The organism is Flavobacterium sp. (genome assembly GCF_032153895.1).
In the GTDB taxonomy this organism is placed as follows: Bacteria; Bacteroidota; Bacteroidia; order Flavobacteriales; family Flavobacteriaceae; genus Flavobacterium.
In genome coordinates this window covers 1-23,704 of the sequence record NZ_JALDYN010000012.1, presented here as the reverse complement: position 1 = coordinate 23,704, position 23,704 = coordinate 1, and the positions used below count along the sequence as shown (strand labels likewise).

Sequence of the window (23,704 nt, the reverse complement as noted above, 5' to 3'; positions counted from 1 at the left end):
AATTGTATTTTTTAAATTTTAATTGTTGAAATTTGATAAAACAAAGTTAGGTTAGGGTTGTTGTTCAGGTGCTTAACCTAGATTAAGAAATTTAATTTTAGAATTGCATCGGAACTTCCATCAGTAAAACTTCTGCTTCCGAATCTGCTTTGATGGAAATTTTATCGGTATTCCAAATACCAAATCCGTCTCTTTTGTTCAGAACTTGTCCGTTTACAGTTACATCGCCATTCACAACGAAAACATATAAGCCGTTGCCTTGTTTTTTGAAGTTGTAATCTGTTGTGAAATCTTTGTCAAATTTTCCTAAATGAAACCAGGCATCTTGATGAATCCAAACTCCGGCATCATCTGCATTTGGTGAAAGAATCTGTTGTAATCTGTTATGTCGTTCTTCCGGATTTAAAGTAATCTGGTCGTAGCGTGGAGCCACGCTCTGTTTGTTCGGGATCACCCAAATCTGAAGAAATTTTACAGCCTTGTCTTCATTTTTATTGTATTCGCTGTGTTGCACTCCGGTTCCGGCGCTCATCACTTGTATATCCCCGTTTTTAATGACGGTTTTGTTGCCCATGCTGTCCTGATGTTCCAAATCGCCTTCTAAAGGAATGCTAATGATTTCCATGTTCTGGTGCGGATGTTTACCAAAACCCATTCCAGCCGAAACCGTGTCGTCGTTCAGTACGCGAAGCACTCCGAAATTCATGCGCTCCGGATTGTAATAATTGGCGAAACTAAACGTGTGAAAACTTTGTAACCAACCATGATTCGCATTGCCACGCGAATCGGCTTTATGTAAAACTACATTTTCCATAATCTTTGAATTTGTATTTTGAATGTGATTGAATCCTACAGTTTCTTCTGCAGCTTCAGAAGTTTGTTTGGCTAAAGCAGAACCAGTAAGTACTGCGCCGCTGCCTAGAATCGTTTTTCGGATAAAATCTTTTCGGTTCATAACTTGTTCATTTTGATACGACAAAGTTACGTTGGCAATATGGCAAGCGTCCTTAACCTAGATTAAGAAATAAAGGTAGTGAGTTACAATAGCTATTTATTGAGATATTTTTACTGTTGATTGAGACTGAAAACTGTGACTACTTTTTCAAAAGACGCGCTTTCATTTTACTGAAAAATTCCGGAGTAACCCCAATATAGGAAGCAATCTGTTTTTGTGGAATGCAGTGTGCTAAATCTTTGAATTTTTTCAAGAATTTGTCGTAACGGGCTTCAGCTGTAAAACTTAAGTTGTCAATTAAGCGCTGTTGATGGGCAACCAGCGAGTTTTCAATTAAGATTCTGAAAAAGCGCTCCATTTTAGGAACGTCGATATATAGCTTGTCCTGGTTTTCTTTGGACATGAGTAATACTTCGGCTTCTTCATTAACTTCAATATACAATTGTCCCGGTCGTTGGGATAAAAAGCTGTACATATCAGCAATCCACCATCCCGGGCAGGCGAAACTCACGACATGCTCAACACCGTTTTCATCGATGTTATAACTGCGCAGAATCCCTTTAGTGACAAAAAAGGAATGGGTGCAAATTTCACCTTCTTTCAGGAGAATGGTTTTTGCTTTGTAATGTTGTACTTCGGTTAAAGCCAAAACACGTTCCTGCTCCTCAGTTGTGAGTGAAACATGTTTGGCGATATTTTCCAGTAGTAAATTCAATTTATTTTTTCTCTGCTCTTTGCGTTTCCAATAGAACGAATGAAGTAGCCTTGAATTTGTTGTCTACAATTTCACCGGAAACTTCTGCTTTGCGGATAGCGTTGCAAAAACCATCGTGTGCGTGTGCGTCTCCGTGTTGGTCGATTGAAGTACCTTCCACAAAATAAGGTTTTCCATCAATGCGAACGGCTAAGTCGCAGCCTTTTTTGTCGGTCATACCAAATTGGCATTGTCCGCAGGAAGCTTCTACGACTTGAGTTTTCGGTTTTTCTTTCTTTTCTTGAGCACTTGCTGAAAACGCTACAGTGATAAGAAATAGTGTTAAGATATTTTTCATAATTAAGGATTTACTGTTACTAAGGTAGCTGTTTTTTTAGCTTTCTCCACCACTTCTTCAATCGGTGTGTCTAAAGTATCGTTGGTTAAAACAACACCCATTCTTCGATATGGTCTTGAAGTAGGTTTTCCGAAGATTCTGAAATCGGTTTTAGACAATGAAGCTACTTTTTCAATTCCTGTGTAAGTAGGGTTGTTTGAATTTTCCGATGCCAACACCACAGCACTCGCTCCAATTCGTTCCAAAGTGATTTCCGGAATCGGAATACTTAAAATCGCACGCAAATGCAATTCAAATTCGTTGAAATTTTGGGTTTTGGCTAAAGTTACCATGCCGGTATCGTGTGGACGTGGCGATAATTCGGAGAAATAAACACCTTCATCAGTTAGGAAAAATTCTACTCCAAAAAGCCCTGCTCCACCTAGGGCTTCGGTAACTTTTCTGGCCATATCTTGTGCTTCTAAAATATCTTTTTCTGAAACTCGTGCCGGTTGCCAACTTTCCTGATAATCACCACGTTCCTGACGGTGTCCAATCGGTGCGCAAAATAAAGTCGGATGGTTATTTTGAGTAACGGTCAATAAGGTGATTTCAGAATGGAAATTGACAAACGCTTCCACAATAACTTCAATGATGTCGCCACGAGAACCTTCTACGGCGTAATTCCAGGCTTTTTCAATATCTTCGTGTGTTTTGATTGTGGATTGTCCTTTTCCGGATGAACTCATCAACGGTTTTACCACGCACGGCATACCAACTTCGGCTACTGCGTTTTCTAATTCAGCTTTGGTGGTAGCATAACGATAATTGGCAGTTCGCAACCCTAAATCTTTAGCGGCTAAATCGCGAATCGCTTTTCGGTTCATGGTAAAGTTGGCCGCTTTGGCAGAAGGAACTACCGTAATGCCTTGTTTTTCGTAGTCGTAAAAACGTTCGGTACGGATGGCTTCAATTTCGGGAACGATAAAATCGGGTTGGTGTTTGGCGACGATGCGGTCTAATTCGGCGCCGTCTAACATGTTGATAACTTCGAATCCGTGGGCAACCTGCATGGCTGGAGCGTTTTCATAACTGTCAACTGCGATGACTTTCTGACCGATGCGTTGTGCCGCGATGACGAATTCTTTACCCAATTCTCCGGAACCCAGTAATAGTATTTTTTTTTGCATTGTTGTGTTGTTGTTTTGAAGTTTTAAAGGTAGTAAGTTTATGAGTTTTGACAAAAAATGTTTTTGCTTGAATACTAATTGCAAAGTTTTAGAGTTATCCAAAGACCATCATTGTTTTGTAGTATAATTTTTAAAAAATAATTGCAGGGTATGAAAAACCTAATCTTGAAATTTTGTTGCTTTTTTTTAATCGGTATGTCTTTTAGTCCTGTGTTGGCGCAGGAAAACTATTTTGTAGTGAAAGATTCGATTACCAAAGAGCAACTTCCTTATACAACTATTGATTTTCTGAATGGATATGGTGTTTTTTCCAATGAAAATGGTAAGGTCGTTTTGAACGAAGAATTTCCGGAGAAAATAAAGGTATCATTTGTAGGTTATGAGGCTAAAGAAATTTTATTAGCGAATGTTTCGCGTTCGGATGTCTTACTTAAACCATCCACTCAAATGTTAAAGGAGTTAAATGTAATTGTAGAAAAAGAAGACATTAAAAAGCGCAAAGAGTTTGTCACTAAGCCGGTTTTGCATGAAAATATCAATCGGATGTATTGGTCGTCACTCGGGCAGCAGTATGCGTTTTATATCCCGAATGAAAGGAAAAGGGGAGTTTTGCAGTCGGTTTCCATTCCGTTGATTGTAAAGGATTTGTATCAAGGAATGACAGAAGCCTCTTTTGAAAACAAACCTTATGGCACGATGATGAAAATTGAGTTTATGGAGAATGTTGCCGATGAGCCGGGAGAGAAACTTTACGATTATGACAAAACCTTTGTTGTTCATTCGGGAAAGATTTCTAAAAAGATTGATATTGATTTTCAGCAGAAAGTACCCATCCCTGAAGAAGGTCTTTTCGTAGTATTGACTGTTTTGGGAAAAACGGACGAAGCTGGAGTGTATGTTCCTGAACTGCCTTATAATATTCGTGAGGTCCAAGGTGTAAAAAGAAAATTTATTAAAATTATATTGCCGAACTATCCGTTGGTTGAAGCACCTAAAGGAGCGTTGACCTTATTCAGGCATGTGTTTGATGATAATAAGAAGTGGCATCGTATTAATCGTCCGATGGTGTATAAAAGAGGGGAAGAATATCCAAATTACAATATTGGGATTGGGTATGCGATTACGGGATATTAAGTGATATACCGCAAAGAAGATAAGCTTGATAGTTTTGTGATAAAGTAATTTGTAATTTTTTATTTTATCACAAATGGGTTTATCACAGAGTTGTGATAATTTTTATCATGAAGAATAATTTTATCACAGCCGTTGAAATTAATCCAATAAAAAAGCCTCGGAAATGAGGCTTTAAAATTTTTATTAAACAGTAACCGCTTCTTTAATGCGTTTGATAGCTTCTCTTAAAGCGTCTTCGGAAGTAGCATACGACAAACGAATACAATCCGGATTTCCGAAAGCATCACCCGTTACCGTTGCAACATTCGCTTCGGATAATAAATACATCGCAAAATCGTTGGCGTCTTTAATAAGAGTTCCTCTCAAAGTTTTTCCGAAATAGGCGGAAACATCCGGGAAGAAATAAAAAGCACCTTCAGGCATCGTCAATTTAAAACCTGGGATTTCCGAAAGTAAATCATACACCAATTGTCTTCGGTTACGGAAAGCATCCACCATATATTTGATGGCTGATGGTTCTGCTTCAACAGCTGCAATGGTTGCGCGTTGTGCAATACTGTTAGCGCCGCTGGTTACCTGTCCTTGCATTTTAGTACATGCTTTGGCGATAAATTCCGGAGCGCCAATATAACCGATTCTCCAACCGGTCATCGCGTAAGCTTTCGCTACTCCGTTCACGGTTATCGTGTTGTTTTCCATTCCGGCGATTGAGCCGATACTGCAATACGTTCCGGTGTAGTTGATATGTTCGTAGATTTCGTCGGAAACCACATAAATATTCGGATGATTTTTTAAAACATTTGCCAAACCTTCCAATTCTGCTTTGCTGTAAACGGAACCTGAAGGATTACAAGGCGAACTGAACCACATCATTTTGGTTTTTGGAGTGATAGCAGCTGCTAATTGTTCGGGCGTGATTTTGAAATTGGTTGCAACCGATGTCGGAACTTCAACCGGAATTCCACCTGATAATTTGATAATTTCAGAATATGAAACCCAAAACGGTGCTGGTAAAATCACTTCGTCACCGTCGTTTATCATTACCTGAGCAATGTTGTATAAGGATTGTTTTGCTCCAGTGGAAACCACAATTTGCGAAGGAGCATAGCTTAAATTGTTATCGCGTTTGAACTTTTTGCTGATGGCTTCTTTCAGGTCGGCGTAACCGTCAACAGGCGGATAAGCACTCCAGTTGTCATCAATGGCTTTTTTGGCAGCTTCTTTGATGAAATCCGGGGTGTTGAAATCCGGTTCTCCTAAACTAAGGCTGATAATGTCTTTTCCTTGGGCTTTTAATTCTCTTGCCAATGCCGCCATGGCTAAAGTTTGGGATACGGCTAAATTGTTAATTCTGTCCGAAAGCGGGTTCATTGTGTGTTGTGTTGTTATGAGTTATGCTAATTGAGGTTTTTGCCCCATTTCTTTTAAATGCTTAAAGTGGGAATATACAGCCGAACGCATCGTTTTGAATTCGTAATACGGTAAGTTGCATTCCGCAGCGGTTTGTTTTACGATATCGGCTATTTTCCCGTAATGGATGTGGCTGATATTTGGGAAAATATGATGCTCAATTTGATGGTTTAAGCCTCCAGTGTACCAGTTTACCAACCAGTTTTTAGGAGCGAAATTTGCTGTAGTGAACAATTGATGCGCTGCCCAAGTATTCTCAATTTCATTGTTTTCGTCCGGTAGCGGATGTTCGGTTTCTTCAATAACGTGCGCTAACTGGAATACGATACTTAAAATTAATCCGGCCGTGTAATGCATGATGAAAAAGCCTAGTAAAACTTCCCACCAAACGATACCTAAAACCATCGGAACCACTAGCCAAATCGAAAAATAAATCACTTTGGTAATCACTAAAGTTGACCAAAGTTTCACCGGACTTGGAAATTCACCGTACGATAATTTACGTTTGATGTAACTTCTCATCTGTTTGAAATCGGTAGTGATGGCCCAGTTGAACGTCAATAATCCGTATAAGAAAATCGAATAATAGTGTTGAAATTTGTGCATCGGCGACCAATCAGCATGTTTGGTAAAGCGGATGATGCGTCCTGCTTCCAAATCTTCGTCATGACCGTGAATATTGGTATAAGTATGGTGTAAAACATTGTGCTGAACCTGCCAGTTGTACACGTTTCCAGCCAAAATATAAATGCTTCCGCCCATGATTTTGTTCAACCAAGGTTTGGAAGAATACGAACCGTGGTTCCCGTCGTGCATAACGTTCATTCCAACGCCAGCCATTCCGATTCCGATAACAATAGTTAACAATAAATGCGCCCAAAGCGGTAAATCTAACGTTAAAATTAAAAAATACGGAGTAAGGAAAATGGTAAACATAATCACCGTTTTTAAGTGCAGTTTCCAGTTTCCGGTTTTTTTGATGTTATTTTCCTTAAAGTATTCGTTTACGCGTTTGTTCAGCGTTCGGAAAAACTTCAGACTATCAGATTTTGAAAAAATAGGAGCATTCGTATCCATATTCAATTGCATTAAATTCGCCCAAAGGTAATTATTAATAGAAACTATTTCGTTAAAGTCTGTAAAAAAATCACGTATTAAATGTTTATTTTTGCTAAAATTTTGAACGATGCAGGATATTGTAAACCATTTCCCTAACCTTACTGATACTCAACGAGAACAATTTCGAAAACTGGAAGAATTGTACAAAGATTGGAATGCTAAAATCAATGTGATTTCCAGAAAAGATATTGATGAGTTGTATACGAAACACGTTTTGCATTCTTTGGGAATTGCCAAAGTGATGGAATTTCAACCAGGTGCCAAAGTGATGGATGTAGGAACAGGTGGTGGTTTTCCGGGGATTCCGTTAGCAATTTTATATCCTGAAACCGATTTTTATCTAATTGATGTTATCGCCAAAAAAATCCGTGTCGTTAATGAAGTAGCGCAAGGATTAGGTTTGCAAAACGTAAAAGCCGAACAAATGCGCGCCGAAAACGTAAAAGAAGATTTCGATTTTATCGTAAGTCGTGCCGTAACTAACATGCCGGATTTTTACAAATGGATCAAAGATAAAATCAAGAAGAAAAACAATCACGAACTCCAAAATGGTATTTTGTATTTAAAAGGAGGCGATTTGACCGAAGAATTGCAGGATTTTCCAAAAGCTACACTTTACAATTTATCCGATTTCTTTGAAGATGAATTTTTTGAAACGAAGAAAGTAGTGCATTTGCCGTTGAAATATAAAGTGTAAAAAAACGCCTCGATAATTCGAGGCGTTTTTTGTTTGAATTATAATTATCCTAAGAATGGATATCTGTAATCTGTAGGAGTAACAAACGTTTCTTTAATCGTTCTCGGCGAAACCCAACGCAACAAGTTCAATACCGAACCTGCTTTGTCGTTTGTTCCTGAAGCTCTGGCACCACCAAATGGTTGTTGTCCTACAACAGCTCCCGTCGGTTTGTCGTTGATGTAGAAGTTTCCGGCTGCATTTTCTAACGCTTTGGTTGCTTCTACAATCGCGTAACGATCTTGACTGAAGATGGCTCCAGTAAGTGCGTAGCTAGAAGTTCCGTCCACTAAAGCTAAAGTTTCCGTCCATTTTGCATCTTCATAAACGTAAATTGTAAGCACTGGTCCGAATAATTCCGTACACATCGTGTTGTATTTTGGATTTGTAGTTACAATAACCGTCGGCTGAATGAAATATCCAACAGATTTGTCGTAGTTTCCACCGGCAATGATTTCTGCATCGCTGTCTTTTTTAGCCTGATCGATGAATCCGGCTAGTTTGTCAAACGATTGTTCTGAAATTACCGAAGAAACGAAATTACTCATGTCTGCCGGTGATCCCATTTTCATCGTAGCTAAATCGGCTACTAATAATTCTTTTACTTTTGGCCAGATTGAAGCTGGAATATAAGCTCTTGAAGCCGCCGAACATTTTTGTCCTTGGTATTCGAAAGCACCTCTGGATAAAGCTGTTGCCACTTGTGCAGGAATTGAAGAAGGGTGTGCCAATACGAAATCTTTACCACCAGTTTCTCCAACAATTCTTGGATACGTTTTATAGTTGTGGATGTTCTGTCCGATTTTTGCCCACATATCATTGAATACACCAGTCGATCCTGTAAAGTGAATTCCAGCGAAATCAGGACTTGCTAATAAAGTATCAGAAATCATTCCTGAATTTCCTGTAATCATGTTGATAACCCCAGCCGGTAAGCCAGCTTGTTGGAACACTTCCATAATCACATTAGCAGAATATACTTGAGTAGCTGCTGGTTTCCAAATTACCACGTTCCCCATTAATGCTGGAGAAGCTGGTAAGTTTCCTGCAATTGCCGTAAAGTTAAACGGAGTAATCGCGTATACGAATCCTTCTAATGGTCTGTGTTCCATACGATTCCAAATACCTTCTGAAGAAACAGGTTGTTCAGCATAAATTTGCGTCATGAACTGCACGTTGAAACGTAAGAAGTCAATCAATTCACAAGCCGAATCAATTTCCGCCTGATGAACCGTTTTCGCCTGAGCAATCATAGTCGCCGCATTGATTTTAGAGCGGTAAGGACCTGCTAATAATTCTGCTGCTTTTAAGAAGATGGAAGCTCTTTGCTCCCAAGGCATGTTGGCCCATTTTTTCTTAGCTTCCAAAGCCGAAGCGATTGCTTTTTCAATGTGCTCTTTTTCCGCTTCATGGTATTGTCCTACCACATGTTTATGGTCGAACGGAGGCGTCATGTTTTTGGTCTTTCCGGTACGAATTTCTTCCGAACCGATATATAAAGGCACGTCTACTGTGCTGTTGTACATTTGTTTGAAAGCTGCCGCTACAGCTTCTCTTTCCGGTGTTCCGGGAGCGTATGATTTAACGGGCTCGTTAACCGCTTTGGGAACATTGTAAATTCCTTTTGGCATAATTTGTTGTATTTGTGTTTTGAAAAAATTTTCGCGAAGCGAAGATACAAATTATTACCCAATATGTTAATCGGCTAATTGTTAATGCTTTTGTAAAGTTTTGTGCTTAATTTAAGGCGAAAGGAGCGCTTAATTTGAAGGTTGGAATAATCACTCGGAAACTTCTGGTTGAGGTAAAATTCACCATATTGAAATAGCCGCGCATTGCCCCAAATGGAGACGAAAGCAAACAACCGGAACTATACGTGTGTTTTTCCCCTGGTTTTAAAACCGGTTTTTTCCCGATTACGCCTTCACCGTCAACCACTTCTAAATCGTTTAAAGAATCGTGGATTTCCCAGTGGCGGGAATTCAGCTGAACGGAGTCTTTGCTTTGATTTTCAATGGTTACTTCATACGAAAAGGCAAAATGAATCTTGTAGTTCTTGAAGTACGTGCCTTCAAAACTAGTCAGAACTGAAATTTTTATGCCGCTTGTAATCTGTGAAACCATCTAAGGTGAAATCATTTAAGTTTCCCAAAAATAGTAAATATTTGTTTTAGAAACAGCGATTTAGGAAAAATTTAATTCGTGATGTTTTCGGAATTGGCATAGCCGCGTCCAATAATTCGGTCATATCTGTCGTTGTTACCACGGTAATAGGCTAAGACAAAATAATTGTTTTCGGTTTGATAATAATTGCCGTCAACTGCATTTTCATAATCGATTTTACCTTTTTTGTCCGCAATCACAAACTGGTAATTGGTGAACCCTTGCTTGATTAAAACGGCTTTTTCAAAAATACCACGCTCTTTGTTGTACTCCATTTTGTTTTCATCCGACAAAGCATAATTGTTGAACAATCCGTTTACATAAATATCCTGATTGTTAATAAAAGGATTGGCACTTAGTGAAAAATACACCCAAGCGTAATCGGCCTCTAAATCACTGTTTGAAGCATTTCGGTTGTTAATCATAAAGTTACCGTTAATGTCTGGAGCAAAGGTGTAGCCTTTATCGTGACGTGGCTCATGTTGGTACAAATGGCTGTTGTAGATTTCTCCAGCCGTAACATTCAATACATTGTTGCCAACTCCACGAATGTCTTTGTTTTCGAAGTATAAAAATTCGTTTCCTGCCCAAAATTGCGTTTCCTTATTGTAGCGGTAAATCATGTCGTTGCCGATAGTGTATTGCGGTTTGATGTTGTAGATAGCATTGTCTAACCTTCCGTTTTGTAGCAATACAACTTTAATGTTATTGGCTGGATTCTGAAATAAATTATCGCCGGTTTTGATGACAAAATCCAGGTTCTGCATCTGATTGATGGTGCTGATATCACGAGAACGTTTCACTTGTACCGGAATCGTCAGATTTTCTTCGTATAACATAAATTTTCTGGAAAAAACCAATTCCTGATTCGAATCGAAAACCTTCACAATGTAATTTCCGCTTTTAGTGATTCGGTTGAAGCGATTCGGGAACGAAAGCGAATAGTGCGAGTAAATCTGAAGCGTGTTGAACGAATTCTGATAATTCATAATCCGTTGGTTGTCCATGCCTTGCAGGTATTCCATTTTAGCCAGTTGGGTTGGCGTCCAATCGTAATTGCATTGGGTGATGGTGTAGTAGTAATCAGCTTCGTTTCCGTATAAATCGTCGAATTGCAGTTCAAAAGGATCTCCCAATCGGAACATCGGAATCATCACATTACCATTTTGAACAAAAGCAACGGTTTTGATATTGAAGGGTGGATTGGTTTCGGTTTCTGTCTGACCGAAAACGTTTGTTAGGCAGGTTAAAAAGAAAAATATTGGTGCTATTTTTTTGAAAATCATCATTGTAAAATTAAAAAGTAAATATAGCTAATAACATTGATTTTGTTGAGTTATTTTGAGTGTAAAATATTTTTGTTAAAAAAGACATAATAAAAAACTTACTTAATAGTTATATGAATAGTTTTACAAAAAATATTAATCATCTATGAAACAACTCAACAAATTAGCCTTTGGGCTATTGTTAATTCCGACAGCATTTTTTGCTCAGGAAATGGAATGGTCAAAAACCATACCTTTTGATCCGGAAGTGAAAACCGGAAAATTAAAAAACGGGTTAACGTACTACATTAAGAAGAATGCCAAACCGGAAAAGAAAGTCGATTTACGTTTAGTAATCAACGCCGGTTCAATTTTAGAAGCCGATGATCAGCAAGGGTTAGCGCATTTTATGGAACATATGTGTTTTAACGGAACCAAACGTTTTCCTAAAAATGAATTGGTGGATTACCTGCAAAGTATCGGAGTGAAATTTGGTCAGCATTTGAATGCCTATACCAGTTTTGACGAAACGGTTTATTTCTTACCAATCCCATCCGACAGCCCTGAAAAAGTAGAAAAAGGTTTTCAGATTTTAGAAGACTGGGCTTTCAATGCTGTGTTAACTCCAGAAGAAATTAACAAAGAAAGAGGTGTAGTTTTAGAAGAATACCGCATCGGATTAGGAGCTCAAAAAAGAATGATGGGCCGTTTTATGCCAAAAATGATGTACAATTCTCATTACGCAAAACGATTACCAATCGGACAAAAAGAAGTTCTAGAGAAATTTAAACCGGAAGCTTTGGTTCGTTTTTACAAAGACTGGTACCGTCCGAACTTAATGAGTGTAATCGTAGTGGGAGATATTGATGTGGCCGAAATGGAGCAAAAAATCATCAGCCACTTCTCGAATTATCAAAACCCTAAGAACGAGAAACCAAGAAAAGTTTACGAAGTTCCAAACCACAAAGAGACTTTCGTAGCTATTGAAAGCGATAAAGAAGCATCTGCCGCTCAGGTTCAGTTGATGTATAAAGATTCTGAAGCGCCAAAACCAGTTATAACCTTAAAAGATTTTAAATCTGAATTGACAGAAGGATTATTTACATCGATGTTGAATACGCGTTTAGATGAACTTACTAACTCAGCAACGCCGCCATTTACCTATGGTTTTTCATACCACGGAGGAACTTTCGCAAGAACCAAAGAAGCGTATCAATCAGTAGCAATGTCACAGGAAGACAAGCAGGTTGAAGCCTTGAAAGTTTTAGTTAGAGAAAACGAGCGTGTTAAGAAATTTGGATTTACACAAGGTGAGTTAGACCGTGCTAAAGCAGATTTCTTAGCTTCGATTGAAAGAAGTTACAATGATCGTGATAAAACCAATTCAGAAAATTTTGTGAGCGAATACCAATCTCATTTCTTAGAAAAAGAGCCGGTTCCTGGAATTTCTTGGACATATGAAACGTTCAAAAAAATATTGCCAACGGTGCAATTAAAAGATGTTAACGCATTAATCAGCGGGTTTATCAAAGACGAAAACCGTGTGGTAATTTTAACCGGACCGGAAAAAGACAATTTGAAGAAAGCGACTGAGAAAGAGGTTTTAGCTGCTCTAAAAGTAAATGATGCTGAACTGACTGCTTACGAAGATGTTGCTGTTGCTGCAAGCTTGTTAAAGACTGAGCCTAAATCAGGTTCCATTGTAAAGCGTGAGAAAAACGATAAGCTAGGAACGCAAACGCTTTATTTGTCAAATGGTGCTAAAGTTACGTACAAGAAAACCGATTTCAAAAATGATGAGGTTTTGTTTGAAGCGGTAAGTTTCGGTGGAAGTAATTTGTATTCGGATGCCGATATGAAAAAAGTACAGTATGCTAACGGAGCGTTAACTGATGCTGGATTCTCAGGATTGAAATTAAATGATATCAATAAATTCATGACAGGGAAAATTGCCAATGCAAATCCGTATATCAGTTCTGTTACTGAAGGTTTTCGCGGAAATGCAACACCTAAAGATTTAGAATATTTATTTCAAACGGTATATGCTTATTTTACAGATTTGAATTATGATGTTGAAGCATATGAAGGCTATAAGCAAAAGCAATCAGCATTTTTCAACAATATTGCGTCTCAGCCTAATTTCTTCTTCCAACAGGAGTTTTATACGTATTTGAATAAAGAAAATCCACGTTTTAACGGATTAGTTCCAAATGATAAAGCTTGGGCAGAAACGGATTATAAGTTAGCATATGAGAAGTATAAAGAGCGTTTCGCCAATGCGGGAGATTTTGAGTTTTTCTTTGTCGGAAACATTGATGACCAAGCCATTGAAAATTTCTCTGCTAAATACTTAGCATCTTTACCAGGTACTCCAACTAAAGAGAAAGCGAAAGATTTAGGGTACAGAATGCTAAAAGGAGAGCACAAAAAAGTGGTAAACAAAGGAAAAGATCCTAAGAGTAACGTGAACATTATGTATTATGGGGATGCGCAATATTCTGCAAAAGAAGCATTTGCTATGCAGGCTTTGGGAGAAATCTTAACGATTAAATTGGTAGAGCAATTGCGTGAAAATGAAAGTGGTGTTTACGGAGTAGGAGCGCGTGGTAGTATGAGTAAAGTACCAAACGGATTCTATAATTTCAGTATTTCGTTCCCTTGTGGTCCGGATAATGCAGAAAAATTGACGACTTCAGCTTTGGCGGAATTGCAGAAAATTATCGCTAACGGTCCTGAAGCAAAAGATTTAGCAAAATTCAAAGAAGCTGAATTACAGGATTACAGAAAAGAAAGCAAAGAGAATAAATTCTGGTTATCGAACTTTACTCGTTCTTATACTAATGAGCAAAGTGCAGAAGAGGTGTTGAAATTTGAAGAAAAAGTAAACGCATTAACAGCAAAAGAAGTTCAGGAAGTTGCTAAGAAATACTTAACGAAAGATAAAGTAGTTGGTATGTTGATGCCTGAAAAATCATAAGTTGATTTAAAAATTAACAACAAAAAAGAGCTGCAATTTGCAGCTCTTTTTATTTATAACAAACCGGAAGAATTTCACCTTTTGCTAAACAGTATTTTTCAACCAATTCGGGTGCAATTTTGTTGGTGTAATCGACTTCAGAAACTTTAAAACCGATACTTCTCAATTTGTCGAAATAATCACGGCCGTAAACGCGAACATGATCGTATTGACCAAAAATTTTAGCGCGTTCTTTCGGATCAGTAATTGAATCGTCTGAAAAAGTTACAGCGCGCGACAAATCCTGTGGAATCTGAAAAATGCCCATACCGCCTGGTTTTAATACGCGGTACAATTCCTGCATCGCTTTAGTGTCATCCGGAATATGTTCCAAAACGTGGTTGCAGAAAATAATATCATACGAATTGTCTTCAAACGGAAGGTTACAGATGTCGGCTTTCACATCGGCTAACGGAGAAAACAAATCGGTTGTGGTATAATCGATATTGCTTTGCTTTTTGAAACGCTTGTAAAATTCCTGTTCCGGAGCAAAGTGTAATATTTTTTTCTTTTCAGTATTCGTAAAAAAATCAGTTTCGTTTTTTAAATACAACCAAAGCAAGCGATGTCTTTCCAGAGATAAAGTGCTGGGTGATAAAACGTTATTGCGCTGTGTTCCGTAACCATAAGGTAAAAACATGCGGAAACTTTTCCCGTCAATCGGGTCAGTGAATCGATTACCTTTTAACAGAAAAGCCAATATTGGACGCACCACAATACTCAATCGAATTAATATCGGGCGTGGAATCGTATTTAAGATGAATTTGAAAAGCTTCTTCATTAAAGCACTAACGGTTGTTTTCTGAATTCGTTTTCTTCATCGGAAGTAATGCCTAAGGCTTGGTAGATATAAGCAAAAGTGGAAAGTAATTCCGGTTTACCGTCAATAATAGCCACATCATGTTCAAAATGTGCCGATGGTTTGCCGTCCGCGGTGGTAATTGTCCAGCCGTCTTTGTGCTGTTTGATGTTTTTGGTGCCTTGATTAATCATCGGTTCGATGGCTATCACCATTCCTTCGACTAACATTTTACCACGACCGCGTTTTCCGTAATTGGGCATTTCGGGAGCTTCGTGCATTGTACGTCCGATACCATGTCCGACCAATTCACGAACTACACCATAACCGTTGTTTTCGCAATATTTCTGAATCGCATTTCCAACATCCTCGGTACGGTTTCCGGTTTTTAATTCGCGGATACCAACATAAAGCGATTCTTTGGTTACTTTCAATAATTTACGGGTAGCTTCATTCACTTCGCCAACTTCAAAAGTGTAAGCGTGGTCGCCGTAAAAACCATTCTTCAATGCGCCACAATCTACAGAAATGATATCGCCACTTTCCAAAGGTTTGTCATTCGGTATTCCGTGAACTACTTGAGAATTTGGACTCATACACAACGAATTCGGAAAACCATACATGCCTAAAAAAGCAGGTGTAGCACCGTGATCACGAATAAAGGTTTCGGCTAATTTGTCCAAATATAAAGTGCTTACACCGGGTTTAACTTCCGAGGCAATCATTCCTAAGGTTTTGGAAACAATCAAAGCGCTTTCACGCATTAATTCAATTTCTTCGCGGGTTTTTGTAATAATCATTTTGAAAAATGTTGGGCAGCAAAGATACAGTTTATTTTTTAGTCCTGATAAGCATGCTTATAGGGTTGCTGGCTGATGATTTTCAGCATGTCTTTTTCGGCACTTTCCATGAAGGATTCCACAATGCGGTTGATTTCTTTTCCGTTTTTATAGAAGATAAATGTCGGAACGTTGGTAATGTTCAAATCTTTTTCAAACTGCTCCGGAGTGGTTTTTGATTTGTCCACCATAATTAAAGTGATGTTGCTATTGTCAAAACCGATAGCGTCAATCACTTTGAAAAATTCCGGAACACGATGCTGGCTGTCTTCACACCAAGTGCCTAGAAAAACCGTGATGGTTACACCTTCAAGATGTTTTTGAAGTTCCGAAATTGTAGTTGCACTCGGATTGTAATTATCATAATTCGGATTGAACCATAAATTATAAGGACTATGAAGTAAAGTTTTTTTGGAATATTTTCCAACTAGCATATCGTTAGATTGTACGGTTGTGGTTTGTGAGGTCATAATCGGTTTCTTTTGAGCGGTACAAATAGTGAACACCAATACTGCCGCAAAAAGTAAAATTGCTTTTTTCATATGCTATAAAAGAGAATGTCTTGTCATTACTTCGGGTTTTTCAAGTCCCATTAATTCTAAAATAGTTGGCGCGATGTCACCTAAAACGCCGTCGTTAATGTGTTTTAACTCTTTGTCAACTAGAATAATAGGTACCGGATTGGTTGTGTGCGCCGTATTTGGCGTTCCATCTGGATTAATCATGGTTTCACAGTTACCGTGATCGGCGATTACGATGGTGGTGTAATTGTTTTCCAATGCGGTTTCAATCACTTCTTTTACACAAACATCGACGGCTTCACAAGCTTTAATGGCAGCTTCCATAACACCGGTGTGACCAACCATGTCTCCGTTGGCGAAATTTAAGCAGACAAAATCCGCTTCGCCTTTTTTTAGTTCGGGAATCAATTTGTCTTTGATGTCGAAAGCACTCATCTCAGGCTGCAAATCGTATGTGGCAACTTTAGGAGAAGGACAAAGCAAACGGCGTTCTCCCACAAATGGCGTTTCGCGACCACCAGAAAAGAAAAACGTAACGTGTGGATATTTTTCAGTTTCGGCAATGCGAATTTGTAATTTGTTGTTGTATTCTAAAACTTCACCCAGTGTTTCCGTGATGTTGTCTTTGTCGTAAATCACATGAACCTTTTCAAACGTATCGTCATAATTGGTCATCGTAACGTAGTACAAGTCCATTTTATGCATGTTCTGTTCGTGGAAATCTTTTTGTGAAAGCGCTTCGGTCAACTGGCGTCCGCGGTCGGTTCTAAAGTTGAAGAAAATCACCACATCATCTTCTTTTATAGTGGCAATCGGTTGATTGTGTTCGTCTACCATTAAAATCGGCTCGATGAATTCGTCGGTTACATTATTGTGGTAACTCGCCAAAATACTCATTACCGGATTGATGGAATGCGTTCCGATGCCGTTCACAATCAAATCATAAGCTTTTTTAACGCGCTCCCAACGTTTGTCCCGATCCATAGCGAAATAGCGGCCAACAATTGACGCTAGTTTTGCGGATGAATTTTGCAGGTAATTGTTTAAATCTTCAATATATTTTGCTCCGGATTTTGGATCGACATCACGACCATCCGTAAAAGCGTGAACGAAAACATTTTGTAATCCGAAATCCTTCGCGGCATCCAACAAACCTCGTAAATGTGAAGTGTGGGAATGTACGCCACCATCGGAAACCAAACCTAAAAAGTGAACGTTTTTATGGTGCTGTTTGGCATACGCAAAAGCATCATTTAAAACTTTTTCCTGATTTAAAGTTTTGTGCTGAACGGCTAAGTTGATTTTAGCCAAATCCTGATACACGATGCGACCGGCGCCCAAATTCATATGCCCCACTTCGGAATTCCCCATTTGACCTTCCGGTAACCCAACATTTAATCCGTCAGTGCGTAATTGGGCATTCGGATATTTGGTATATAAACTATCAATAAAAGGCGTATTGGCGTTATCAATCGCGGAAACTTTCGGATCGGGAGATTTTCCCCAGCCATCCAGAATCATCAGGATTACTTTTTTGTTCATCGTGTCGTAAATTTCAACAAAGATAGCGAATCGGCTGCGAGCGGAAAATCAGTTTTAAACTTTTTTAACCCAACTTTTGGCTTGATTGTAATCGATGTAATACCGCACACTTACCGAAAAAATATTATTAAGGTCGTTGCTTAAAGTGTTGTTGAGGTTGTCAATGATGTTTTTGTTTACACGACGCTCAAAATGCGTAGCGTTGTTACGATATAAAACCGAAATCTGGCTTCCCGGAGCAAACCACCACGAATACGTTAAGTCAAAGTTCCAGATTTTAAAGTTGTTGTTTTGGTCTTGATCATAAGTAGTGTTGTCCTCGAAATGACCATCTTCTTTTAAGGTTAGAAAATTTAAATTTTCAGTATAAGACCAATAATAACGCGCTTTTAAGTTGAACGTCATTTTATGGTTTAACGAAAATTTTCCGGTCAATGTATTTTCAATCGTGTTACGGTCGCGGTTGGAATAAATGATTTCATCGTTTACGCTGTCATAATCTACCCAGCCTTTATCAGCATTTTGTCGGTTGTGTTGCAAATAGTATATCAAGGCAAATTTATCGCTGAAACGGTATCTAGGACTGAAATAAAATCCAATATTATGACGGATGTCCTGATTGTATCGGTCATACCACATACCCGTGTCCAAAGCAAACGGATTGTTGTAATTGGTGGAAATATCAAACCATCCACTATACGCTTTTGGATTGTACGAATAACGGCCTTCTTGTCTTGGCTGATAAAAATCGTAGGTTTCAAACGGACTTACCTGTAATCCGCCACCGATATAATGATTTTTTTTATTAGTAGTGTTTACATTTACGTTGATGTAGGCTTCCTGCGCACGACCCGTTACATTCTGAAATTCAGCATAGTAATTGGTGTTGATGTTGAAACTGTTGAATGTTTTATTGGCATTCAGAATACGATAATTTACATTAGCATAGATATTATGGTAATTGTTGATGAACATAATTCCCATATCATTAATATCATACTTATTGGAAACATAAGTGCTGTTTACAGTAAAGCGATATTTACCACTGGTTTTACTAAAGTTTAAATAACCGGTATAGCCATTCAGGTCTTCCGCAATTTCGTTTACATGGCTGAATTTGAAATTTCCAGAGAGTTTGTAAGTGTTGGCTTTAGTGTTCAAATCGAATAATACAGCCGAAACATTTGCATCACGAAATTCGCAGTTTCTCGTAACATTGGTGTTGACAAAAGTTACCGATGAGTTTTTTCGGAAACGCTGGTCTAAAACCAAAACATTGTAATTGGTTAAAGGTTCTACCGTTTCGGAACGACTTTCGCCTGTATTTCTGTTGCGAATGGTAACGTCGGTTTTTTCGGTTACGGCATTTAATACGCCAATTCCCAATCCTTTTGAAGTTCTTCCGGATATTTTTAAAGCGTTGATTAAATTCACTGCGGCTGGATAATCGACTACCTCTTCGTCATCCGTTGTGGAAGGATAAGTTGAAGGTTCCGCGCCAATTCTTCGGGAATAAAATAAATTACCTTTGTTAAATAAATCGGTTCCTTCAGTAAAAAAAGGTCGGTTCTCATTGAATTGTTGTTCGAACGGGCCTAAGTTTAAAACCACATTATCGAACGTAGTCTGTCCAAAATCGGGTACTAAAATCGCATCTAATGTAAAGGAATCGTTGATGCCGTATTTCAAATCCATTCCGGCTTTGAATTTATTTTCCGTACCTTTTTTATTGGTGCTCAGATAATAGGAGGAATAGGGTATGAAAAATAAACGAGTCGGTGGTTGAATGTTTTTAATGCCTTCTACAATTCCGGCTTGTTGAATGACCGTTCCTATTTTATTGTTAATGTGATTCCAGGTAAATTTTTGGCGGTCTCTTCGGATTTCCCTAAAAAAGTTAACTCCCCAAACTTGTTCTTCTTTTTCGGCAAAACGCAAGGCGGCGTATGGAATTTTCATTTCGGCTACCCAGCCAAAATCGGTTATGGAAACACCGCTGTTCCAGATTCCGTCCCAAGAATAGTCTTCGTTACCTTCGGTGGCCAAAGCGTCCATTTGGGTTCCCGCGGCACTTACGAAAAATCGGAAATCTTGTTGTCCGTCGTTGTAGCCGTTTACAAAAATCCCAAAGAAATCGGAGGTGCCGAAGTTGTCTCGTTCAGTAATTTCTTTTAATATTTTTTGAGGGTCATCATACATTGCAGCCCCGATATAAATACCATCATTGTCGTACAAAACTTTTACTTCGGTTCGTTTTTCATTGACAAGTGGTTTGCCGTTATCCGGTTCAAACATAATAAAGTCTGAAGCTGTTTCTGCAGTACTCCATTCACTTTCATTAAGTTTACCATCTATTGTAATCGAGTTGGATGTTTTAAAAGCAGTAAGTTTTTTTTTGGGGGCTAATGAAATATTTGTAGTCTCTTGAGCGTTAATTATATAGCTAGCAAAAAAAACTAATACAAATTGTAGATTAAGTTTCATTTATTTGGTTCGATTTGATGATTGACATGTCAAAGATAGATATTTGCCGTAACCCTTGCATTTATTAAGAAATCTTTAACTACTAAGTAAGAAAAACATTCGATGAAATGTTAAAAATTACCGATAAGTGGTAAAATAAATTTGGAACTTTAAATTATTTGTATATTTTTGAGCCGACTTAACTAAAACATAACAACTAGATTATCAATGATTTACAGAGTATTGCCAATTTTATTTGTTTTTCTTTTATCCTTTAAACCCGCCACAATAAAAGAAAACAACGACCCGAAGTTATTGGCTGCAAATGCAAAGGCTTCACTAGAGTTAAAGATTAAGAACTTGTACACCGGTTTGAATGCGAATTCGTTTCAGTTGCCCAAAATGGAAGCGTTTTCAAAAGCAATGGAAGGTTATTTCCAATTGAAAGAACAAGGTGCGATTCAAAAAGAGATTTTAACCATTATCGATTTCAGCTTATCGTCTTCGCAAAAAAGATTATGGGTGATTGATATGGCGACTAATTCCGTTTTATTGCAATCTGTGGTTTCTCATGGAAGAAACAGCGGAGAAGAATTTGCAACTTCTTTTTCAAACGAAGCGAATTCTTTCAAAAGCAGCTTAGGATTTTATGCCACCGGAGAAACTTATAACGGGAAACACGGTTTGTCATTAAAATTAGACGGATTAGAATACGGAATCAACAGCAATGCAAGAAGCAGAGCGGTAGTAATGCACGGAGCGGATTATGCAGCAGAAAGCATTATCAGACAACAAGGCCGATTAGGAAGAAGCCAAGGTTGTCCTGCGGTTCCTTATGCAATTCACAAAAAAATTATTGAGATGATAAAAGATAAATCATGTTTGTTTATTTATCATCCGTCAAGAAATTACGAGAAGCAGTCGAAATTAGTTTCGTAACTTTTCATACAATTCGAAATCGAGATTGTAAATATCGTTTCGAAATTCAAGAAGTCCATTTTTGTCCATCCACGAGGTCCAATACCACTGGTGTACGAAAATGGGCTTTTTTAATGGAATGCCCGATGTTTTTTTGCTTTCCAGAATTTTTTCCACGCGCTTTTGATTCATGATGTTTTCATCAGTTTCCAAAATATAATAGGCTAAGTCCAAAGGGTTTTCCACACGGACACATCCCGAACTTAAAGCTCTTCCGTTTAAAGCAAATAATTCGCGGTGGTTGGTATCGTGCAAATACACCAAATGTCCATTCGGAAAATTGAATTTCACCAAACCTAAGGAATTGTTGCTTCCCGGCTTCTGAACATAACGATAATTGTTTGGTTTTGCTGCGTTCCAGCTGTACGGATCCACAACCGCTCCTTTTGAATTGTATATTGTAATTCCTGTTGCGGCAAAATACCCTCGATTTTTAGCACCAGCCGGACCCAAATCTTCCTTGATGATGGTTGGTGGAACTGTCCAAGTCGGATTAATTACCAAATTGCTGAATTTGGACGAAAGGATTGGAGTTCTTCTTTTATCGCGCCCAACAACAACTTTGTGAGTACGCGTTGTATCATTGCCTTTTACGGCATATAATTTAAATTCTGGAATGTTTACGATAACATAATCGTCTCCTAAATGCCTCGGGAACCATCTCCAGCGCTCCAAATTGACTAAGATTTGTTGCTTGCGTTGGTTTCGGGTTACATTTAAAGCTGCTGCAGTCCCTTTTCCGATAATTCCATCGGCTACCAAACCGTGTCGCGTTTGAAAATGTTTGATGGCAGCAACGGTTTTTTCATCATAAATTGTAGTGAGAGAATCCGGCATGCGGTAATCGCCCCAATAGGCTAAACGCTCTTTTACAGTTTTAATTTCAGGAACAGTGTCGTTGGGTTTGATTTTGTCGACAACAGTAATTGATCCAATATTGTCTTTTGGATAAGAATTGATTTTTGCCAAACTTTTAACAAGCTGATGATACACGAAATGCTTTGGTTTCAGCGTGTCAAGGGTTTGAGCAACTGTGTGATTTCGTAAAGCTTCCTGTAGTAAATCGATGGCTTTTAGTTCTTTTGGGTGCATTTCCCAGTCCTTATACAATTGTGTCGGGTCAATTTTTCCGTTGTATAGGTGATTGGCTAACCTTTGAAACGATTCAGTAAGTAAAAAATCGGTAGCAATAATTTCCGCTTCGGGTAATGTTGCTCTGGATTTTTCTTTTCGTTCGATGGTTTTCAAACTGTAGTCATCGGGTTCTAAACCTTCGGATTCTGTCGCTTTTATCAGGCTGATGAGGTTTTCGCGATCTTCGGTTTTGGTCCAGACGGTTTTATATAAATTGTTTTTGTAGAATTCCTGAATTCTTAGCGGTTTGTCTTTGATGAGTAAACTGTCGAATGCAATAGCTTCCGGAGAAGAAAGCGGCACAACTTTAATGGTGTCTTTTTGAGGAGTGTGCGCTAAAACGGTATCTTTTTTACAGCTAAAAAGAAAGATGGGAGCTAAGAAAAACAGGTACTTATACGACATAATCGATCATTTTTTTACTACTGTTAAATTACAAAAAAGAGCAGGCTTGTCTTTATAATTTAACATTTTTATGTTTCAACATTTACATGCACTTCAGCATAACAAAATGTGTGCCGATTTCAGTTATTTCAAAAGAGTCTCCCTTGATTTTATAGTCTAATTTCTGGTAAAAAGGAACAGCTAATTCTCTGGCGTTAAACCAAATAAGTTCTCCTTTTTTCTCCTTTACATAATGTTCAACTTTTTTTACTAATTGTTCGCCAATACCTTTTCGTTGGTGTTCCTGCAAAACAGCCATGCCACGCATTTGATATTGTTCTTTTTTGGAAGAAATGGGGTGATTTACTTTGTAAACAGATACTACGCCAATTAAATCATCGTGTTCGTACATTCCGAAATGGGCCGTTGTGCCTAAATTGTCGCCTTCAAAATGACAACTTTCAATCGGTTTTCCTGGTCGAAGCACGGGTAAGCGTACCGAAAAGGTTTCTTCTGCTTCAATTTGATGGATAAAAATCATAAGCCATTCGTTTTAGTTGTGTAATGATGAATAAGAGCTAACGATTTAATTGTTAGTATATTATTGTTTAGATGCAAAAAAGTATCGAAAGTTGCTTTGCAATTGAAAATATTTTTTCGTCATAAAATTTGTTTGTAACAAAATTATTTTTCTATATTTGCACCCACAAATACGAAATCATTCAACATTGTTTGATGATTGAAATGCGGAAGTAGCTCAGTTGGTAGAGCGTCAGCCTTCCAAGCTGAATGTCGCGAGTTCGACCCTCGTCTTCCGCTCTTGGAAAAACCCGATGAAGTTTTAAAAAGCATCAAAACGCGGAAGTAGCTCAGTTGGTAGAGCGTCAGCCTTCCAAGCTGAATGTCGCGAGTTCGACCCTCGTCTTCCGCTCTTGGAAAAACCCGATGAAGTTTTAAAAAGCATCAAAACGCGGAAGTAGCTCAGTTGGTAGAGCGTCAGCCTTCCAAGCTGAATGTCGCGAGTT

General features: G+C 38.4%; 20 protein-coding genes and 2 tRNA genes. 6 read left to right on the top strand and 16 right to left on the bottom strand.

Translation table 11 applies throughout. The annotated features are described in order from the left end of the window. Window positions 1–97 precede the first annotated feature (97 nt). The 4 genes from RUH60_RS06240 to purT form a co-directional block, all read right to left on the bottom strand. Window positions 98–814, bottom strand: a complete 717-nt coding sequence (locus tag RUH60_RS06240; protein WP_313806580.1) for a pirin family protein — start codon at window positions 812–814, stop codon at window positions 98–100. 280 nt (window positions 815–1,094) lie between these two features. After that, window positions 1,095–1,670 (bottom strand): Crp/Fnr family transcriptional regulator, encoded by a 576-nt coding sequence (locus RUH60_RS06235; protein ID WP_313806499.1) that lies wholly within the window; start codon window positions 1,668–1,670, stop codon window positions 1,095–1,097. 1 nt (window position 1,671) lies between these two features. Then, entirely contained in the window at window positions 1,672–2,007 is a 336-nt protein-coding gene (locus tag RUH60_RS06230) for a DUF6370 family protein (RefSeq protein WP_313806497.1), read from the bottom strand. Window positions 2,008–2,009: 2 nt separating this feature from the next. Next, window positions 2,010–3,218 (bottom strand): formate-dependent phosphoribosylglycinamide formyltransferase, encoded by a 1,209-nt coding sequence (gene purT / locus RUH60_RS06225; protein WP_313806578.1) that lies wholly within the window; start codon window positions 3,216–3,218, stop codon window positions 2,010–2,012. Between the two features lie 108 nt (window positions 3,219–3,326). Here purT and RUH60_RS06220 point away from each other — a divergent pair, with 108 nt between their 5' ends. After that, complete coding sequence (locus tag RUH60_RS06220) at window positions 3,327–4,310, top strand: hypothetical protein (protein ID WP_313806495.1); 984 nt, start codon at window positions 3,327–3,329, stop codon at window positions 4,308–4,310. A 183-nt stretch (window positions 4,311–4,493) separates the two neighbouring features. On the opposite strand, the gene RUH60_RS06215 is transcribed toward RUH60_RS06220, so the two are convergent. Next, entirely contained in the window at window positions 4,494–5,681 is a 1,188-nt protein-coding gene (locus tag RUH60_RS06215) for a pyridoxal phosphate-dependent aminotransferase (RefSeq protein WP_313806493.1), read from the bottom strand. A gap of 21 nt (window positions 5,682–5,702) precedes the next feature. Continuing rightward, window positions 5,703–6,797 carry an acyl-CoA desaturase gene (locus RUH60_RS06210; protein ID WP_313806491.1) on the bottom strand — a complete coding sequence of 365 codons (1,095 nt, stop codon included), beginning with the start codon at window positions 6,795–6,797 and terminating at the stop codon, window positions 5,703–5,705. A gap of 109 nt (window positions 6,798–6,906) precedes the next feature. On the opposite strand from RUH60_RS06210, the gene rsmG reads away from it, so the two are divergent. After that, window positions 6,907–7,536: a 16S rRNA (guanine(527)-N(7))-methyltransferase RsmG gene (rsmG, locus tag RUH60_RS06205; RefSeq protein WP_313806489.1), complete on the top strand. Its 630-nt coding sequence runs from the start codon at window positions 6,907–6,909 to the stop codon at window positions 7,534–7,536. 44 nt (window positions 7,537–7,580) lie between these two features. Here the strand turns inward: rsmG and pruA are convergent, their stop codons facing one another. The 3 genes from pruA to RUH60_RS06190 form a co-directional block, all read right to left on the bottom strand. Next, window positions 7,581–9,206, bottom strand: coding sequence for an L-glutamate gamma-semialdehyde dehydrogenase (gene pruA / locus RUH60_RS06200; RefSeq protein ID WP_313806487.1), 1,626 nt, complete (start codon window positions 9,204–9,206; stop codon window positions 7,581–7,583). A 106-nt stretch (window positions 9,207–9,312) separates the two neighbouring features. Beyond that, the gene (apaG, locus tag RUH60_RS06195) at window positions 9,313–9,699 is read right to left on the bottom strand and encodes a Co2+/Mg2+ efflux protein ApaG (protein ID WP_023578511.1); all 387 of its coding nucleotides are present in this window, start codon (window positions 9,697–9,699) and stop codon (window positions 9,313–9,315) included. A 71-nt stretch (window positions 9,700–9,770) separates the two neighbouring features. Further along, window positions 9,771–11,027 carry a DUF5103 domain-containing protein gene (locus RUH60_RS06190; protein ID WP_313806483.1) on the bottom strand — a complete coding sequence of 419 codons (1,257 nt, stop codon included), beginning with the start codon at window positions 11,025–11,027 and terminating at the stop codon, window positions 9,771–9,773. 142 nt (window positions 11,028–11,169) lie between these two features. On the opposite strand from RUH60_RS06190, the gene RUH60_RS06185 reads away from it, so the two are divergent. After that, entirely contained in the window at window positions 11,170–13,980 is a 2,811-nt protein-coding gene (locus RUH60_RS06185) for an insulinase family protein (protein ID WP_313806481.1), read from the top strand. A 49-nt stretch (window positions 13,981–14,029) separates the two neighbouring features. Here the strand turns inward: RUH60_RS06185 and RUH60_RS06180 are convergent, their stop codons facing one another. The 5 genes from RUH60_RS06180 to RUH60_RS06160 are packed head-to-tail and all read right to left on the bottom strand — an operon-like array spanning window position 14,030 to window position 20,204. Further along, window positions 14,030–14,800, bottom strand: coding sequence for a methyltransferase domain-containing protein (locus RUH60_RS06180; RefSeq protein WP_313806479.1), 771 nt, complete (start codon window positions 14,798–14,800; stop codon window positions 14,030–14,032). Further along, entirely contained in the window at window positions 14,800–15,618 is an 819-nt protein-coding gene (gene map / locus RUH60_RS06175; protein ID WP_313806477.1) for a type I methionyl aminopeptidase, read from the bottom strand. The genes RUH60_RS06180 and map overlap by 1 nt, the downstream gene beginning before the upstream one ends. 38 nt (window positions 15,619–15,656) lie before the next feature. Beyond that, a complete protein-coding gene (locus tag RUH60_RS06170; RefSeq protein WP_313806475.1) occupies window positions 15,657–16,199 on the bottom strand; it encodes a thioredoxin family protein in 543 nt (180 codons plus the stop codon). Window positions 16,200–16,202: 3 nt separating this feature from the next. Next, window positions 16,203–17,720: a 2,3-bisphosphoglycerate-independent phosphoglycerate mutase gene (gene gpmI, locus RUH60_RS06165; protein WP_313806473.1), complete on the bottom strand. Its 1,518-nt coding sequence runs from the start codon at window positions 17,718–17,720 to the stop codon at window positions 16,203–16,205. Between the two features lie 54 nt (window positions 17,721–17,774). After that, on the bottom strand, window positions 17,775–20,204 hold the full coding sequence (locus RUH60_RS06160) for a DUF5916 domain-containing protein (protein ID WP_313806471.1): 2,430 nt from the start codon (window positions 20,202–20,204) through the stop codon (window positions 17,775–17,777). A gap of 207 nt (window positions 20,205–20,411) precedes the next feature. Between RUH60_RS06160 and RUH60_RS06155 the strand changes: the two genes are divergently transcribed. Further along, complete coding sequence (locus tag RUH60_RS06155; protein WP_313806469.1) at window positions 20,412–21,122, top strand: murein L,D-transpeptidase catalytic domain family protein; 711 nt, start codon at window positions 20,412–20,414, stop codon at window positions 21,120–21,122. Here RUH60_RS06155 and RUH60_RS06150 read toward each other — a convergent pair. Together RUH60_RS06150 and RUH60_RS06145 are read right to left on the bottom strand one after the other, a co-directional pair. Then, window positions 21,111–22,700 (bottom strand): murein L,D-transpeptidase, encoded by a 1,590-nt coding sequence (locus tag RUH60_RS06150; protein ID WP_313806467.1) that lies wholly within the window; start codon window positions 22,698–22,700, stop codon window positions 21,111–21,113. The genes RUH60_RS06155 and RUH60_RS06150 overlap by 12 nt on opposite strands. Window positions 22,701–22,782: 82 nt before the next feature. Continuing rightward, window positions 22,783–23,220, bottom strand: coding sequence for a GNAT family N-acetyltransferase (locus RUH60_RS06145; RefSeq protein ID WP_313806465.1), 438 nt, complete (start codon window positions 23,218–23,220; stop codon window positions 22,783–22,785). Between the two features lie 205 nt (window positions 23,221–23,425). Here RUH60_RS06145 and RUH60_RS06140 point away from each other — a divergent pair. Together RUH60_RS06140 and RUH60_RS06135 are read left to right on the top strand one after the other, a co-directional pair. Further along, window positions 23,426–23,498: transfer RNA gene (locus tag RUH60_RS06140), tRNA-Gly, on the top strand. 39 nt (window positions 23,499–23,537) lie between these two features. Continuing rightward, window positions 23,538–23,610 (top strand) — tRNA-Gly (locus tag RUH60_RS06135). The last annotated feature ends 94 nt before the right edge of the window (window positions 23,611–23,704 follow it).